The organism is Streptomyces sp. 12E (assembly GCF_055633275.1).
On record NZ_JBVNCJ010000001.1, the window covers coordinates 4,312,575 to 4,328,529 of the forward strand.

The window sequence follows — 15,955 nt, forward strand, 5'->3', positions numbered from 1 at the left end:
GGAGGTCCTTTCGGTCGCTGGTCCGGCCGTGGCCCCTCGTCCCGTGCTTCCCGGACGGGTGGGGGAGGGGGCCTCGGCACTGCGGAGGAAATGACGGGGCGCCGGCACCGCCCGGGGAGGGCGGTGCCGGCGCGGGGTGGGGACGGGCTGCGGTGCGGGGCGCGCCGGTCAGTGAGCGGTGAGCTCCCAGGCCGCCACCGCCACGCCCGCCAGGGCGGTGAGGGTGGCGATGCCGGCCAGCGGCCAGCGGGCGCGTTCCAGTTCGTCCAGGCGCATCTCGTGGTCGGCGAGCTGCCGGTCGGTCTGGTCGCCCCGCTGCACCAGCAGGGCGAGCGAACCGTCGACCCGGGCGAATCCGGTCTCCACGCTCGTCCGCAGCCGTTCGAGTTCGAGGGCCACGGACGCCGGGTCGTGCGGATCGGTCTCGGTCATCCGCGCCCCCCGGCCGCCCGCCCGTCCGGTTCCACGGAACCGTCGGCCGGGCCGGTGGCGCGCAGCCACGCCGGCAGCAGGGCCTGCACCCCGGTCAGGGACATGACCCGCGACGTCGCGCCGGCCACGGCCAGTGCCGTGGCCACCCACGGGAGGGAGCGCGACAGACCCGCGCTGTCGATGATCACCGGCAGCAGCGCCGCCACCGCCAGCAGGGTCTGGACCACGGTGCGCGCGGCCCGCCGGTTGGCGTCGGTCATGGACTCACTCCTCCACGTCGAATCCGTGCCTGTCACCGAGGGCGCGCAGGCTGCTCGTACCGGGGATGCCGTCGGCGTCGGCGCCGCTGTAGCCGAGGCGGCGCTGCCAGGCGGCGTAGGCGTCGACGGTGGTGGTGCCGTAGTGGCCGTCGACGTAGCCCTCGGTGAGCAGGCCCTCGGCCGCCAGGGCGCGCTCGACGTGGATCACGCCGCCGTAGGTGACCGGGGCGCCGGGGGCGGCCGGGTCGGTCAGGGCCGCCTCGACCAGCAGGGAGAGGTCGACCACCGGCCAGGACGGCGCCTGGCCCAGGCGAGTGGCGACACGGCCTCGCAGGTCGCCCATGGCGAAGCCGCGCGGGTCGATCTTGGCGTTGGTCCACTCCTTGTGGGCGATGACCGAACCGGCGCCCCAGCCGTGGGCGCGGCAGACCGCCGCGGAGGCCCGCTCGATCGCGTCCAGCTGGACCTCCGGCCACGGGTCGGCGCCGTCGCCCAGGTTGACGCATTCGAAGCCGTAGAAGCGGGTGTTGCCGTCGGTGTTGTTCTCGTTCGGGGCCGGCAGCGCCGTCTCGGCGATCACCGCGGCCAGGACGTCGTCGTCACCGGAACCGGCGTGGTTGGCGCGGCCGTTGCCGACCATGTGGACGGAGCCGTCCTTGGCGATGACGGCGTGGCAGAGCGGGCCGGGCAGGCCCTCGTAGCCGTTGAAGCACAGATCGACGGTGGCGGCGGTGCCGGAGGTGACGGTGTGGTGGATCATCACACCGTTCACCGGTCCCCAGGCCCCGATGTGATCGCGGTTGTTGGTGCGCCAGCCGTCGTGCTCGACGACGGTGAGGCCCTCGGCGCGGAGGGCGGCGACGAGGGCGTCGGCGGAGAGGGGAGTGGCCATGTCTCTTCCTTCTTCTCTGGGCGGGGACGGGGGTGCGGGGGTGCGCGGCGCCGGGTCAGGCGACCGCGGCCCAGATGGCGTTGGCGTCCGCGACGACGGCCGTGGCCGGGGCGAACGAGCTCGGCAGGGAGGTCTGGCCGGTGGTGGAGAGCCGGGCGTGCCGGGCGATGCCGTGGTTGGGCATCCGCGCGCTGCCGCCCGGGTAGTCGCCCTGGCTGGCGCCGCGGAGGAGGCCGAGGCCGGAGGTGGTGCCGTTGAGGAGCAGGGCCACCCAGTAGAGGCCGGCGGGCGCCTCGTAGGCCGATCTCAGCGGGCACACCACCGTGGCACCGGTGGTGGCCTTGAAGTGGTTGGTGAGGGCGGTGGTGGTGCCCACCTGCCGGCCGGCGCTGTTGTAGAGGCCGGCGAACGAGGAGGCGCTGATGGCTCCGCCGGAGGTGGAGTACCGGTTCAGGTAGAACACCACGCTGTTGATGGTGGCGGGCGCGTACAGCGGTACGCCGATGAGGTAGACGTGGCCGGTCAGCGGGGACTGCTCGCTGGCGTCCGCGGCGGTGGCCGGGTCGAAGGCCCAGGCGGTGAAGCCGAGGGCCGACGGGGTCCACGTGCCGGCCGCGGCGACGGAGTCGACGTAGGCGCGTGAGGCGAGGTGGTCGGGGCTGCTCGGCAGGGCGGCCGTCGACGGCGGGGTGGTGAAGGTCTTGGCCCCCGCCACCGTCTGGTCGCCGGTCAGGGTCACGGCGGTGCCCGCCGCGACCGCGGCCACGTCCGAGGCGGTCAGCTGGACCGCGCCGGCCTTGCCGTTGACCGAGGTCACCGGAGAGCCGTCGATGGGCAGGTAGCGGGCGTCGCCCGCCGCCTGGGTCAGCGCGGACAGGTCGGCGGCGGTGATCACCACCTCGCCGGTGCGGCCGTTCACCGAGGCGACCTGGCCGCCGAGGGCGGGGAGCTGCGACAGCGGGACCTTCCCGTCGGTGCCGAGCTGGGCGACGCCGCTCGGCGCGCCGGCCGTGTCGACGGCCAGCGCGCCCACGTCGGCGGCGGTGAGGGTGATGTCCGGGGTGGTGCGGCCGTTGACCGAGCGGACCGGTCCGGGCGGGCCGGCCGGTCCCAGCTCGCCCTGCGGCCCGGGCGGCCCGGGGACGGCGACGTAGTTCGGGGTGGACGGGTCCGCGGGCCGGACGTCGGCGAGGTCGACCGCGGGGTGCGCGGCGGACAGCGCCATCCGGTAGCTCCGGGCGGAGAGCCCGGAGATCTTCTCGGTCACCCGGTACGTCCAGTCGACCGGGTTCCAGCCGGGTGCGTCGGTGGCCGGCAGGACGGCCGAGAGCCGGCCGTCGGCGTCCAGGACCGCCGTGGTGGGACCGCCCACGAGCACGTCGGTGTCGGAGTGGGCCAGCAGGGCGGGCGGGCGGAACTCCACGGTTCCGGTGAGCGGGGTGCCGTCCGGGGCCAGATAGCGTGCCGTGACACGGACGGTGGGGATGGATTCGGGCAGCACTGTGCCTCTCCTTACGGGGTCGGGGTGCCGGAGGACGGGAGCCGGCGCGGTGTGGGCCCCGGGGCGGGGCGGTGGGTCAGGACTGGACGCCGTACAGGGCGAGGGGGCGGCAGCGGACGGTGTCGCCGGTGGCGGCCACCCGTGCCTGGACCTCGAAGACGACGGGTGCGTCGAAGTCCACGGTGACCTCGTCGACCAACAGGAATTCGTCGACGGGGGTGCCGTCCTCGGCGGTGGCGGAGCCCGCCGGGCCCGCCTGGACGCCGTTCACCAGGAGCCGTACCTCCGCGCCGGCCGGGCCCTCGAGGGCGATCCGGCAGTGCAGCCGCGGGTGCTGCACGATGCCGGGGCCGCGGTAGAGCGTGGTCCACTCGGTGGAGCCGGTCGACTCCCACCGGGCGGCGGCGGCGGGACCGGGCAGGGGGTACGGGATGTACGGGCGGGCGAGACCCCGGTGGACGGAGTCGTCCGCGACGACGACGTTGCCGCGCCGGTCCAGGATCCGCACCGACTGCACCGGCAGTGTGTCGGGGCTGGCGGTCCACACGGTGAGGGCGAGCGAGCCGTCGTCGCGGCGGACCACCAGACCCTGCTGGGGCGTGTTCCCGTCCCGGTCCGGTGCGACCCGCCCCAGGTAGAGCAGGTCCTCACCGGCCGGGGTCCGCACCCGCAGGCGGCCGCCGTCACCGATGACGATCTCGCCGTCGCTGACCTGGTTGCGGGCGGGGCTGGTGTTGGCGCTGCCCATCAGCTCGCGGACCTGGCGTTCCAGGGCGCGGATGCGGTCGAGCAGGTCGAGCGGGATGATCGCCATCCGTCACACCTCTTCCAGGTAGAGCGTGGCCGTCTCGGGCTTGGTGCGTTGCGGCGGGTTCACCGCGAGCCCGACGATCCGGTAGGGCCGGTCGAGCCCTTTGGCGTGCCACAGGTCGTGGATGCGCAGCCGGACGACGGCGCCCAGCAGGGCGGGGGTGATGGTCCCGTCGAGCGTGACGGTGATCTCCGGGATCGTCTCCGGCCTGCTCTGCCGGGTGAGTTCGGCGCGGGCCAGCGAGCGCAGGGTCGCCTCGTCGGTGACACCGCTGTGGTCGGAGGTCTGCTCCAGCCGGGGCCAGCCGTCGGCCAGTGCCGCCGGCGCGGTCTCCGCCACGGTCAGCGGCTCGGACTCCTTCGTCTGGTCGGTGCCGGCGGCCTCGCCGCGTGCCACCCACACATTGGCCTGCACGGTGGAGTCCGTGGGCAGGCTGTAGGTGACGACCTGGCCGGGGTGGGTCACCACCAGGTCGGACTGGCCGGCGACGATCCGCGGGGAGCCGAGCTGCAGCCGCTTCACCCGGCGGTTGCGGGCGTCGCGGAAGCAGTGGATCCGCCACTCGAAGCCGTCGGTGAGCTGCGCCAGCTTGTCCAGGAGTTCCCGGACCCGGCCGAGTGCCGAGTAGGGGTACGCGTAGTCGCGCCGTACTCCCGACATCTCGTTGCCCAGCGTGATGCCGATGTCGCCGCCCGGCTGGTCCTGCATGTGCCGGACCAGGGCCCGGGCGATGTCGAACTGGTCGGTCGCGGTGTCGGCCAGGCCGCGGGAGAGGATGCGGTGGTCCAGGTACGAGTCGAAGGTGCCCGCCTGGAACTGCACGGTGACCCGGCCCTGTTCGTCGCAGGCCGGAGTGATGGTCCACAGCACTCCGCCCCACCAGATGTCGCCGCCGCGCTCCAGCCACACCGCGGTGCGGCCCGGCCGGAGGGCCGCCCGCGCCCGGGCGGCGAGGGCCGCCTCCGGGAGCGGGACGGTCGCGGTGAGCGATCCGGCCTTGCCGATGTAGTCGTCGAACTTGGCGTCCGTCAGGGGCAGCACGTCCACGATCTGGTCGGTGCGCAGATCGCAGAAGAGCGCCCGGTAGACGGGGGTGAGGGAGGACTCGTTCACCGCGGCCTCACAGCCACGGGTCGATGCGCAGGAAACGGGAGTCGTACCAGTTCCGGCTGGAGGACGCCGACGACTGGTAGGTCAGGGTCGCGTGGTGCGCGGCGCCGGGCTCCAGGCCGGTGATCTTGAACGTGTGGGACACGCTCGACGCCCGGTTGCTGGTGGTCACCGCCGAGCGGGTCTCGTGCGGTTCGACCAGCACGGAGCCGTTCTTGCGGACGGTCAGGGACATCCGGGCCGTCTGACCGTCCACCCCCGTGTTGCCGAGGAAGCCGAGTGTCACCAGGACCGCGCCGGACACCGGGGCGGTGAACGACGCCGTGACCTTCGGCGCCGCGGTGGAGCCGGGCTCCAGGGACTCCGTCCAGGTGGTGACGGCGGAGTAGCCGCCGTCGTTGTCGTACGCGAACGCGGTCGGCGGCACCGCGACCGCCGGGCGCCACCCCTGGCCGTCCCAGCGCTGCAGGCGTCCGCCCTCGTCGCGGTACTGGCCGGCGTACTCGCCGGTGGCCAGCGCGTCCTGCGGGGCGATGCCGCCGACGTGGCGGGGGTAGACCGTCCAGCGGGAGCCGTCCCAGCGCTGCAGCTGGGCGCCGGTGTCCCGGTACTGGCCCGGGTAGCCGCCCGCGATCTCACGGTTGTGGGTCTCCGGCAGGATGCCGCCGACCGCGACGGTGGCCTCCCGCAGATCGTCCACCGCGGTGTCCCAGTGGATGGCCTCGTTGCCGACGGAGGCGCCCGCCGGGACCTCCACCTGGGCCAGCGGCAGCGAGGTCGGGGGGAGGGCGGGCGGCTGCGGGGTGCCGGACGGCTCGCCCTGGACCACCTCCAGGACCGCCTCGGTACGGCCGTTGCCGCTGTCGAACTGGGCGTCGTAGACCCGCAGCACCACCAGGTCGATGCGCGGGTTGGCGGCGTCGCCGTCCGCGAAGGTGACCGTCGTGTAGTCGGTCAGGACCACCGGATAGGCGCCGGCCGCCTCGGAGCCCTGGATGACGGCCCGGCCCGGGGCCACCGTGGCCGTCATGCCGGCGTTCTCACCGAACACGTAGAGGCCGGACATGCGGAACTCGCCGCCCGGCGAGCCGGGGACGATGCCGGAAAGGGTGCTCAGGCCGTCGGTCGGGGCCATGGTGCCGAGAGGGGCGAGACGGGTGTCGGTCCTGGACTGGCCGGACTCGGTCTCGGTGCGGTTGATCAGCCATGCGCTGCGCACGGGCATGTCGTCCTCCTGAAGGGTGCCGTGGGGATGTCGGGTGGGCTGGGGCGAGCGGGCGGACGCGGGCCGGTCACCAGTGGGCGTCGCGCCAGCGGACGGTGACCGAGGCGTCCGGGTCCGGCTCCAGGTCGTCGGAGCGGAAGACCAGCGGGGTGCGGCCCGGCTCGAGGTGGAACAGCTGTTCCGGTGAGGAGGCCGAGGTGGCGGTGTAGAGCCGGGAGGCCGTGCCGTTCAGCAGGACCGTGCCGGTCTCGGTGTCCACGGTGAGGACGTCCTGCGGTCCGAGCGCGATGTCGTACTGGAGCCGCCGCCCGTCGCTCAGCCGGGTCAGGGCGGGACGGCGGAGCGGCCCGCGGAACTCGATCACGGGACGGGTGGCGGCCGATCCCGCGTTGAGGACGGTGAACGCGCCGGCGCCGCCCGTGCTGCCCCAGTCGAGGGGGAAGGCCAGGCCGAGCCCCTGCTCGCCCTGCCACACCAGTCCGTCCTCGGTGCGCGGAAGCCTGGCCTCCGCGCTGTGCTCCTCGACGCTGTAGCGCCGGGGGTCGGTCGCCGTCCACTGGACGGTGGCCCTGGCTATGCCGTCCCGGGCGAAGGAGCGGTCGTTGGGCACGACGCGGCGGCTGACCCGCGCCTTCAGGGCGAGGGCCTCGCCGTGCAGGCGGACGGTCAGCCACTGCTCGCCGCCCTCGGCTCCGGTCGCCGCCCGGAAGCCGGCGGTGGCGTCGTGGGCGGAGAGTCCGGCCGCCGCCGGCGGCAGCAGCCAGACGGACGCCTCGACGATCCTGGGCTGCGCCCAGCGGGCACCCGGCCAGGCGCCGTGCTGGTCGGGGCGGGCGATGTCACCGGTGTCGAGGGCGGGCAGGTCCTCCCAGCCGGTGACGCCGCTGCGGTCGATCTGGTACGGGGTGCCCGGACCCATCAGCAGGCCGGCCCACTGGATCTGCCCGTCGCGGGTGATCAGTGAGCCGGGTCTGGCGAGGGGCGGGCCGGTGAGGAACGCTGTTTCGGCCATGACGGGCCGTCACCTCCACGGGGTCGGTGCTCGGGGCGGGGAGGGCGCGGCCGCCCTCAGGCGGCACACGCGGTGCGGTGCAGGAAGAGCAGGTCGGCGGCGACGGCGAGCGGACCGTGGCCGTCCGGGGCGACGTAGGTGTGCAGCCGGGACGGGTCCGCCGGGCGCCGGGCGCCGGCGGCAGACGCCTCGGCCGGACGGAGCCGGTCCAGTGACGACAGCGGACGGACGTGCGAGGCCGGGGTGCCGGATCCGGACGGATCGACCACGCCGCCCTCGGCGAGCATGGGGATCTTGTCGAGGTGGACGCCGAACTTCTTGCCGAGGAACTCGCCGCCGAGGTCGTTCAGGCCCTCGATGATCCAGTTGGCGAAGGCGATCAGGCCGTTGAGCGGTCCCTTGATCACGCCGAGCGCGGTCTGCAGGCCGGTGCCGACGAAGCCGCCGATGCCCCGGAGGGAGTCGTCCAGGGCGTTCTTCACCCGGGTGTAGGCCTTCGGCAGGGTGCCGGTGAACCACCGCCGGACGCCGTCCACCGCGGCCCGCACCCCGCCGAGGGCACGCGAGGCGATGCTCCGCAGCGGGGCGAGCGCGCCGTTCACGGCGGACCGGGCCGCTTCGAACCCCTTGCGGACACCGGGGCCGACGACGGTCAGCACGGTGGTGATCAGGGTCAGGTAGCCGGTGAAGTACGTGCCGACCGCCTTGCCGACGAGTTTCATCAGCGGCGTGAGGAACGTGACGACCGACCGGAAGGTCTCCCGCACCCTGGCGAAGACCTGCTTCATGACCCGCTGCCCCGTCTCGGAACTCAGGGCGAGTTCCAGGAGGTGGGCGAGGACGGGCACGAGGACGGCGAGGGCCAGCCCGAGCGGATTGCCCTTCGCGACGGTGTTCATCGCGGTCATCACGATGCCGCCGACGACGGCGGCCGCGCCGAAGGCGGTCAGCGCCGTACCGAGGGTGCCGCCGATGGTGCTCATGTCGACCGCCATCGTCAGGAGACCGCTCGCGCCCAGGGCGAGCCCGGCCAGGCCGGCCCTGCCCTTCTTCGCGGGTGCGGTGATCCGCTTCACGCCGGCGGTGGCGGTGGTGGCGCCGCGGCCGAGTGCCTGCACGGTGCGGGCGCTCGCGGTGGCCCCGTTCTTCATCCTCGACAGCGCGGTCTGCGCCTGCCGGGCCGCCGGGGCCAGGCCGCCCGCCTGGCCGGCCGCCCTTCGCACACCGGTGACCAGCGACTTCAGTGCCCCCGACACCTGGCCGACCCGGCTGCGGAAGTCTCCGACCGCCGGGGCGACCCCCCGCAGGAGCCGCTGGATCCGGAGGGCGGGGGAGGCGGAGAGGGCCGCGGCGCTCATCCGCGTGCCTTCGCCAGGAAGTAGAGGGCACGGGCGGTGTCCTCCAGGTCGGCCGACGGCGCCTCGTAGTAGTTCTCGATCTGGAAGCCGGCCGCCGCGCCGGTCCCGGCGTTGAGCGCCTGGGCACGGCTCTGGCGGGCGGTGTAGGACAGCAGGCGGTTCAGCTTGGACAGCGGCAGGACGGCCTCGGCCTCACCGGCCTCGGCGAGGATCGCCGGCACACCTCCGGCGCGGGGCCGGACGACGCCGCCCTCGGCGAGACGGGGGATGGTGGGCAGGCTGACGCCGAAGGTCTTGCCGCCGACGAGCGGCACCCAGCCGGGCACGCTGACCTTGATGCCGTTGACCTTGCGGATCATCGAGTTGATCAGGTCGATCACGCCGTTGATCGGGCCCCTGACGGCGCCCTTGACCCTGTTGAAGGCCCTTCCGGCGATGTCCTTGAGCCCGTTCCAGGCGCTGGACATCTTGTTCCTCACGGTCTGGAACGCCTGGGGGATCGCCGTCCGGACCCAGTTGACCACCGGCATGATGGCCGACTTGACGCCGTTCCAGACGCTGCGGACCACGTTCCTGACGGCGTTCAGCACGGTGGTGATGGCCGACCTGATGGCGTTGAAGGTCTTCTTGACGACGCTGGAGACGGCCTTGACGACGGTCGAGACGGATTTCTTGATGCCGTTCCAGACGCTCTTGATGAGGGCGGCGGCCTTCTTCATGATGGGGCCGATCGCCTTCATCACCGCGCTGATCACGGTGCGGACGGCGGTGAAGGCCTTCTTCATCACGTTCTGCATGGTCTTCGACTGGGCCGCCATCGCGACGACCTTCTCGACCAGCGGCATCAGCATGCCGAGAAGCCGCGTGAAGATGTTGCCCTTCATCGACTTGTTCAGCTTGTCCTGGCCCTTGGCGGCCTTGGTGGCGCCCTTCTGGTAGGCGCCGAGGTTCTTGCCGGCGGTGCTCCCGGCCCGGCCGGCCTTGGCGATCGACTTCTCGGCCTTGTCGGAGGCGGTCTTGAGGTCCTTGAGTTCTTTTTCGGCACCTTGTACGGCGGTCTTGAAGGACTTGATCCTGGACGAGCTCTGCTGGCCGGCGGTCCCGACGTTCCTGACGGCCGTCGAGGCGCCGGAGGCTTTGCTCTTGAAGTCCTGGAGGGCGGAGGATCCCCTTTTCAGGGAAGTGACCAGCGACATGCGTTTCTCCTGGGGTGTGGCGGGCCGGAACGGGGTCTGGGGAGTTTTGGGGCGCCGACCCGCAGCGCATGGTCAAACAGAGTGGAAGGCAGGACAAGCAGTGGCGGCGGGGGCGACCGGAGTAGCTGATCTGTCGACTGGCCGACGCTGTCCGGCGATCCGCCGCATCTGATTTCCCGATACCGGTTCCGGAGGCGCTGGAGGGTTTTCTTTTGAATTCCTCTGGAGTGGAGGGTCACTTTTTCAGTGGAGCGATCAGCGGAATTCATGCCTCCAGACGGTGATGTCTGCGATGACCTGTCATCGGCAGGGCAGCGTAATCCGCCCGCATCACCCGAGAGCGGCGACCAACTGATCGATTCTCGTGTGCAACTCGTTGAGTTCGGCTGCGGCAGCACGTGTGGAGGGGATGGTTCCGGGCGAGGCGGCGACGGTTCTGACCCGTTCCTGGGCGTTCCTCGTGTCTGCCCGGGCGCGAGTGTTGTCGGCGACCCGCTTGTCCAGACCGTCGATCCTCTTGTTCAGCTTCTTCACAACCTCTTTTATCCGGCGGGACAACCGATGATCGAGGTCGTGGAAACGGCGGTTGAGTTCCAGTTCCGCGTTGTGCTGGCTGGTGCGGAACTGCTTGTCCCACTCTTTGCGTTTTGTTAGGTGGTTCGCCCAGCGCAGGACATTGCGGTTCACCTTCTCCGTCAAGTCGACCAACGTGAAGTCATACTTGATGATGGTGAGCCCGATGGAGGCCAGGGTGCCGGCCACTGCGGCCGCAGTCAGTGCGGTCACGAGCCCCATGAATTCCGGGGTTTTGAAGGGTCGCTTGTCAGGGTTCCAGGTCGACTTTCCGGCTTTCTCGACCTCGGTGGAGATCATTTCCTTCAGGGAGGCCTCGAAAGTCTTCTGCTTCTCCTTCTTCTTCTCGTCCTCCTTGACGAGGAAGGAGAGCTTTTCCTTGTCGAGCTTCGTCTGTATCTGAGCCGTGAGCCGCGAATTCTGTGCGGCCAGGTCCTCCCTGAGTTGTTTTATCTGTTCTTCGGGGCTGCTCATCGTGGTCCTCGCCGTCCTCTGATATCGTCAGCCGAGTGAATGACTCGATCGATGTGGGTGCGACGGTGAATGGCTCGGGCGGTACGTTACCGCTCCGTCATCTTTTTGTGGTTGTCGGAGTGTTTTTCCAGTTTTGCGGGGTAACGCTCCTTATTGAGTTGTTCAGCCGGGTGGGGGACCTGGCGAACTGCGGTGACCGGATGGCCGGCGTCTGCGAAGAGGGGTCGGCGCTGCTCGGCCTCGGGGCTCCGGCCTTCATCATCGGCGTCCTGGTTTTCGGCCTCCTGGACAGGAGCGCCGGATGGTCGGGGCCTGCGAAGGTGTTCAGCGGGTTTTCTCTGCTTTATGGAACGGCGGGCATCGGGCTGGCCTTCGTATGGAATGCGGTCACCGCGGAAAGCGTCGCTTGGGCCGTGCTGGCCGGCTCGATAGCGATTCTTCCGCTCTGGGTGTTCGTGGTACTGGTCAGAGGGTTCTTCACAGGCCTGCGCGAGGATGGGATAAGGGGGTGGGTGAAAGTAACATTCTGGGTGCTCGAAGACCTGCCTCGGTCGAAGCGCGAGCGAAAGCGGATCGCGCGGTCAAGAGGCGTGGGTTCCAGGCGTATACGGAACGGAAGACTGGTGCCCGAGGCGCGTCAGGAGAAAATCCACTGGGCTCTGTTCGTCATTGAATCGTGCGCAGCTTTGGTTGGCGGGGTGCTGGTCGGGTTGTTTTTCATCGTCGCTGTTTCCTGAATGTGCTCGAGTCGGGCGGATGGGCTGACTACTGCTGTCCGGATCGCCTCTGAGCGGAGAAACGTGTGCGGCAATGCCCTTTTCGACAGCCTTCCGGGGCATGGCGGGGCTGCGGGCCGGGTGAGTCTGCCGGTGACGGCCGGGCATGCCGGTTCGGACAAGGCCAGCGTGCGGGCACGGGCACGACCTCGTTGATCAGGGAAGTGTCGAGTTCACGTGATCACAACCGAAGAGCGTGCCTGCGCTCTCGTCCTCTCCCGTGCAGCCGGGCCTGGAACGACTGGCCCGTACCCCGTCCCCGCAGCCGCTGCCCGACGCGGTGCGCCTGACCCGGACCCGCGCGGCGGACGTGGCCGGCGCCTCCCGCGACAGCAATCGTGATCGTCGTCGCGGCGGGCGTCCTGGCCGCACCCCGGACCACTCGGATGAACGCGATCAGCCACACCTCACGCACTCGACCGGGCAAACGGCAAGGCCCCCACGGTGCAGCGTGGGGGCCTTCCTGCAGTCCGCGATGAGCTCAGCTCATGTGAGGTCGATGCGCCATGTTCCGGAGGACTGGATCCTGACGAAGCCGGGTTCCGGGACCGTGGCGGTGCCACGCGTGTGTCCTTCGATATCCGTCAGACTCTCCTCTCCGTCAGAAAGGGCGTAGAAGTTGATCTTTGTGGTTCGATGGGCATCCTTATGGTTGAAGTCGAACCGAAAGCAGCCCTGTGCGTTCCGCCATGCGAATACCTCGGACCCTACTCCTGTGACGCTCTTGTCCAGGACTCGGAGGTCCTCGACGGCCACCCGATCGAGCGTCCATCGTGCGATACCGTTTCCAGCCTCGCGCTTGGGTCGCGCTATCTCCACATGTGTGTATCGGGTGGGCAGTACGAACATGTGGGGATCGGTGCCGAAGGAGTCGAAAAGGTGGCCGCCGCGCTCTTTTATGGCCGGTGTGTCCATGACCGGGGTTACGGAAAAGCTGGTCATAGGTCCCCGAGATCGCAACACGAGGACTGCCGGAGTTCCCGCTCGTCGGGCGACCGGAATCGTCCTTGTCTTCCAGCCGGTGACCGGAAAGCCCGGGAAGTTCATCGTTCCCTCCTTGCTGATCGAAAACAGCATGCGGAGGCTAGCAGGAATGCGTTGCCCCGGTTCTTCTTCTGCGCTCCGACGCCGGCTGACCGTTCCTCCTCCGAGTTGCCGGGGACGCGTGTGGTTGTTCCGCAGCAGATCAATACCGAGTCCGGGAGCGTCGGACACCGGACTCCGCAGCGGTCGGGCGGACCCCTGTGGCGTGTGCTCCCGCCGAGGTGACTGTGTGTCAGCGAGGTACGCTGAGAGTCATTCGGCGAGTTCCGCGGGGTCGGGGAGCCAGGGCGGGGCATGGGGTGGGAGGGCGGTCCGGCGGTGGCGAGGCGGGTGGGGGGCGGTCGGGAGGACCGGGCGGTGGACTGGCTGGTGATCTCGCCGGATCTGCCCCATCTGATCGCGCGGGTCTCCGAGCTGGTGCTGCGGGACGGCTTCGATCCCGACGAGCTCGTGGTGATGCCCCGGTCCGAGGTCGACCGCAGGGAGACGGCGGCCTTCTCCGCCGGCTGGGCGGAGGCCATGCGCACCGACCTCCCCGCCGTCCGGCGCGAGTACGAGCGCCGCATCGCCGACGCCTACGCGAAGGGCCAGGCCGTCGGCACGGGGGCGCGCCGCGGCGGGGCCCCGCTGCGCAGGTCGGGCACCTCCGAAGAGGGCGCCGCCGTGATCCCGCTTCCTTTCGCGGACCTCCTGGCGCCGCCGCCCAGGGTGGTGGCGGCCGAGGAGCGCGTCGTGAGCGAGCAGGAACGGTTCGACGAGCGTCGCCCCCCGAGCTCCTCCGAGCTGGAGGAGGAGCTCGCGGAACGGGAGCGGCGGGTGGCGCGTGCCGCCCGGCGGGTCCTGGGAGGAGCGGTGCCCGTGCCCAGGACGCCGCCGGCCGGGCCGGCGGCGGCACCGGAGGAGCAGCGGGAGCAGCACCACCGGGCCGACGACGAAACGGCCCCCGCTTCCGCGGCGGACACCGGCACGGCCGGCGCCCAGGGACGCGGCGAGCCCCGCCTGTCGGAGCGGGCCAGGGCTCTGGTGGACGAGCTGCAGGAGTGGGCCCCCGTGGTGAAGCAGGACGACGGCCGCTGACCGGGGTCAGGCGAAGAAGCCGGCCAGTTCCGCGGGGGTGGGCAGACCCGGGGCGTCCTCGGCCGGGGCGGACCCGGCCGTCGGTTCCCCGGGCCGCGGCACCGGCTGCGGAGGCTCCGGGGGGTCGTCGTCCTCCCCGGTGTTCACACTGGCGAACATCCAGTTGGCGACCGCCAGGTGGTCGACGGCTGCCGCGAGCAGGTAGTCGGTGACCGACCACTCGGCGGCCTCCCCGTGCAGTTCACGGTTGAGCGAGGCGTCCGGCGGCAGGTGCCGGATCAGCACCAGCAGCCGCCGCGACGACAGCTCCTCGCGGTGCCAGTCGAGCAGGTCCACGCCGTAGTGGCGCAGCAGGTCGGCTTCGAGGGCCTCGGCGTGTTCTTCGACGAACGCGTCGAGGCTCAGCCTTCCCCCAGGCCCATCCCCGTCTCCTTGCCGTACGCCTCGAGGATGGCGCCGATGTCCTGCATGGTCACCTCGTGCTTCTCGAAGCGGGCGAACTGCTGCTCGCCCATCAGGAGCTTGAGCAGGCCGTCGACGTCGTTGTCGTCGAGCCGGCGCAGGGCGCGCGCGGTGGCCCGGGAGAGCTCGGTCGGGAGGGTGAAGGTGTCCTCGTCCAGGTCGAAGGACCAGGTGCGGCCGAGGGCTTCCAGGCGCTGGGCGCGGGCGGCGTTGACGTCGAAACGGGCCATGGCGGGTCGTACTCCTTGGTGGTGGTGAAGAGGGGGGCGGAACGGGCCGGGGGTGGGCCGCCCGGTGGGCGGTCCACCCCCGGGGCGGGTCAGGCGGCGGCGTAGGAGTTGTCCTGCATCAGGAACTTCGCCAGCGGCTGGTCGTCGCCGCTGGACATCGCGGTGAAGGTGATGCCCAGCTGGGCCGCGGCCTTGCGGCCGAGCTTGATGTCGTCGGACGCGGTGACCTGGCCGCGCGGGATGTAGATGCGGTAGGTGACCTTGGTGTTGACGCCGTCGGCGGTGCCGTCCGCCTTGATGTCGTTGAACTCCAGGGCCAGGGCGCGGGGGTCGGCCTGGGCGTAGTCGGCGAGGTTGTACTCGAAGACGTCGGTGGACCCGGTCACCGGCTTCACCGCGCCGCCGCCCATGAAGAACGGGAGCGTGTCCTCGTTGAACTGGAGCAGGGAGAACTTCAGCGTCAGCTCACGGTCCGAGTAGACGAAGTGGACCGGGCTGACCGCCTGCCAGGCGTCGATCGGCTCCAGCTTGTCCTTCTTGCCGAAGGTGACGCCGTCGGAGGTGGTGTAGCCGAGGTCCTTCCAGCCGGTCCATTCGGTCTCGGCCTCGCCGGTGCCGAAGGCCGGGAGCACGGTGTCGGCGTCGGCGACGTAGAGACGGCCGGTGCCGGCGATGCGGATCTCGGAGGCGTTGCGTCCTGCCATGGTGGTGTTTCTCCTTGGGACGGGGTGAGTGGGTGCGTGCCACTCCCGGGGAGGGCCGGGCATGGCGAAGGCCCCCGCCGGGAAGGCGGAGGCCTCGTTCGGGGGCGGCCGGGGCCGCGGACGTCAGTGGACGTCGATGGAGAGGCGCGTGACGCTCACGTAGCGGTTGGCCGCGCGGTAGAGGTAGTCGGGCAGCCAGCGCGGGCCGTCCATCTCCTCGACGTCGCTGACGTAGTTGCCGCCGAGCCGCTGGTCCATCAGGGCCAGCAGCGTCCGGCGGGCGGAGTTGGCCAGTACGTGGGCCTGGGCCTTGGTGGGGCCGTAGACCTCCAGCTCGATCAGCGGCATGTCGACGTGCAGGTCGCCGGTCCAGGCGCCGCCGCGCCGGTTGACCAGGACGGCCGGCTGGGTGCCGTCGAACTCCGGCGGCGGCTCGACGGCGACCAGCGCCGTCGACAGGGCCGGGTCGTCCGCGAGGACTTCGGCGACCAGCTCCTCGACGTCGGGAAAGGAACTCGGGGGAGGCGTGGACATGACGTTCTCCTCGGGACTGGCGGAGGGAGACGGGCGGAAGGAGGAGCCGGGCCTGTCGGGCGGTGCCCGCGGGGCGGGAGGGAGAGGGGCGCGGACACCACCCGACGACGGGCGGCGGACCCGCGCCCCGGCCGGGGGCACAGCTCCGCCGCTGCACCAACTGTGACAGAGAGCGTGCGCGCGCGCAACTAATTGGCGTGGGGGCGGTCGCGCGCGGGCTCGGCGGACCTGTCGCGGGCCCGGCCGCGGTGCTCCCGGCACGCCGAAGACGCGGGTGGCCGGAC

The 15,955-nt window shown here is 71.2% G+C and carries 18 protein-coding genes; 2 read left to right on the plus strand and 16 right to left on the minus strand.

Annotated features, from left to right (window positions below):
• Positions 1-168: 168 nt before the first annotated feature.
• The 11 genes from ACZ8ZB_RS20060 to ACZ8ZB_RS20110 form a co-directional block, all read right to left on the minus strand.
• Entirely contained in the window at positions 169-432 is a 264-nt protein-coding gene (locus ACZ8ZB_RS20060; RefSeq protein ID WP_470739063.1) for a hypothetical protein, read from the minus strand.
• Positions 429-692, minus strand: a complete 264-nt coding sequence (locus ACZ8ZB_RS20065) for a hypothetical protein (RefSeq protein WP_470739064.1) — start codon at positions 690-692, stop codon at positions 429-431. Before ACZ8ZB_RS20065 ends, ACZ8ZB_RS20060 begins: the two co-directional genes overlap by 4 nt.
• Before the next feature lie 4 nt (positions 693-696).
• Positions 697-1,584 (minus strand): N-acetylmuramoyl-L-alanine amidase, encoded by an 888-nt coding sequence (locus ACZ8ZB_RS20070; protein WP_470739065.1) that lies wholly within the window; start codon positions 1,582-1,584, stop codon positions 697-699.
• Between the two features lie 55 nt (positions 1,585-1,639).
• The gene (locus ACZ8ZB_RS20075; protein ID WP_470739066.1) at positions 1,640-3,085 is read right to left on the minus strand and encodes a phage tail protein; all 1,446 of its coding nucleotides are present in this window, start codon (positions 3,083-3,085) and stop codon (positions 1,640-1,642) included.
• A 76-nt stretch (positions 3,086-3,161) separates the two neighbouring features.
• Positions 3,162-3,899: a hypothetical protein gene (locus ACZ8ZB_RS20080; RefSeq protein ID WP_470739067.1), complete on the minus strand. Its 738-nt coding sequence runs from the start codon at positions 3,897-3,899 to the stop codon at positions 3,162-3,164.
• A 3-nt stretch (positions 3,900-3,902) separates the two neighbouring features.
• Entirely contained in the window at positions 3,903-5,009 is a 1,107-nt protein-coding gene (locus ACZ8ZB_RS20085; RefSeq protein ID WP_470739068.1) for a hypothetical protein, read from the minus strand.
• A 7-nt stretch (positions 5,010-5,016) separates the two neighbouring features.
• The gene (locus tag ACZ8ZB_RS20090; protein WP_470739069.1) at positions 5,017-6,231 is read right to left on the minus strand and encodes a hypothetical protein; all 1,215 of its coding nucleotides are present in this window, start codon (positions 6,229-6,231) and stop codon (positions 5,017-5,019) included.
• 67 nt (positions 6,232-6,298) lie between these two features.
• Complete coding sequence (locus ACZ8ZB_RS20095) at positions 6,299-7,243, minus strand: phage distal tail protein (protein ID WP_470739070.1); 945 nt, start codon at positions 7,241-7,243, stop codon at positions 6,299-6,301.
• A 56-nt stretch (positions 7,244-7,299) separates the two neighbouring features.
• The gene (locus tag ACZ8ZB_RS20100) at positions 7,300-8,601 is read right to left on the minus strand and encodes a tape-measure protein (protein WP_470739071.1); all 1,302 of its coding nucleotides are present in this window, start codon (positions 8,599-8,601) and stop codon (positions 7,300-7,302) included.
• Complete coding sequence (locus ACZ8ZB_RS20105; protein ID WP_470739072.1) at positions 8,598-9,797, minus strand: phage tail protein; 1,200 nt, start codon at positions 9,795-9,797, stop codon at positions 8,598-8,600. Before ACZ8ZB_RS20105 ends, ACZ8ZB_RS20100 begins: the two co-directional genes overlap by 4 nt.
• Before the next feature lie 330 nt (positions 9,798-10,127).
• Positions 10,128-10,844 (minus strand): hypothetical protein, encoded by a 717-nt coding sequence (locus tag ACZ8ZB_RS20110; RefSeq protein WP_470739073.1) that lies wholly within the window; start codon positions 10,842-10,844, stop codon positions 10,128-10,130.
• 35 nt (positions 10,845-10,879) lie between these two features.
• Between ACZ8ZB_RS20110 and ACZ8ZB_RS20115 the strand changes: the two genes are divergently transcribed.
• Positions 10,880-11,581 carry a hypothetical protein gene (locus ACZ8ZB_RS20115; RefSeq protein ID WP_470739074.1) on the plus strand — a complete coding sequence of 234 codons (702 nt, stop codon included), beginning with the start codon at positions 10,880-10,882 and terminating at the stop codon, positions 11,579-11,581.
• 525 nt (positions 11,582-12,106) lie between these two features.
• On the opposite strand, the gene ACZ8ZB_RS20120 is transcribed toward ACZ8ZB_RS20115, so the two are convergent.
• Positions 12,107-12,697, minus strand: a complete 591-nt coding sequence (locus ACZ8ZB_RS20120; protein ID WP_470739075.1) for a hypothetical protein — start codon at positions 12,695-12,697, stop codon at positions 12,107-12,109.
• Positions 12,698-13,021: 324 nt separating this feature from the next.
• Between ACZ8ZB_RS20120 and ACZ8ZB_RS20125 the strand changes: the two genes are divergently transcribed.
• Positions 13,022-13,741 (plus strand): hypothetical protein, encoded by a 720-nt coding sequence (locus ACZ8ZB_RS20125; RefSeq protein WP_470739076.1) that lies wholly within the window; start codon positions 13,022-13,024, stop codon positions 13,739-13,741.
• A 6-nt stretch (positions 13,742-13,747) separates the two neighbouring features.
• Here ACZ8ZB_RS20125 and ACZ8ZB_RS20130 read toward each other — a convergent pair whose 3' ends face one another.
• From ACZ8ZB_RS20130 to ACZ8ZB_RS20145, 4 genes are all read right to left on the minus strand, one after another.
• Positions 13,748-14,077, minus strand: coding sequence for a hypothetical protein (locus tag ACZ8ZB_RS20130; RefSeq protein WP_470739077.1), 330 nt, complete (start codon positions 14,075-14,077; stop codon positions 13,748-13,750).
• Positions 14,078-14,142: 65 nt separating this feature from the next.
• Positions 14,143-14,433: a hypothetical protein gene (locus tag ACZ8ZB_RS20135; protein ID WP_351995597.1), complete on the minus strand. Its 291-nt coding sequence runs from the start codon at positions 14,431-14,433 to the stop codon at positions 14,143-14,145.
• Between the two features lie 89 nt (positions 14,434-14,522).
• Entirely contained in the window at positions 14,523-15,137 is a 615-nt protein-coding gene (locus ACZ8ZB_RS20140; RefSeq protein ID WP_470739078.1) for a phage tail tube protein, read from the minus strand.
• A 123-nt stretch (positions 15,138-15,260) separates the two neighbouring features.
• Positions 15,261-15,671, minus strand: coding sequence for a hypothetical protein (locus tag ACZ8ZB_RS20145; protein WP_470739079.1), 411 nt, complete (start codon positions 15,669-15,671; stop codon positions 15,261-15,263).
• Positions 15,672-15,955 lie beyond the last annotated feature (284 nt).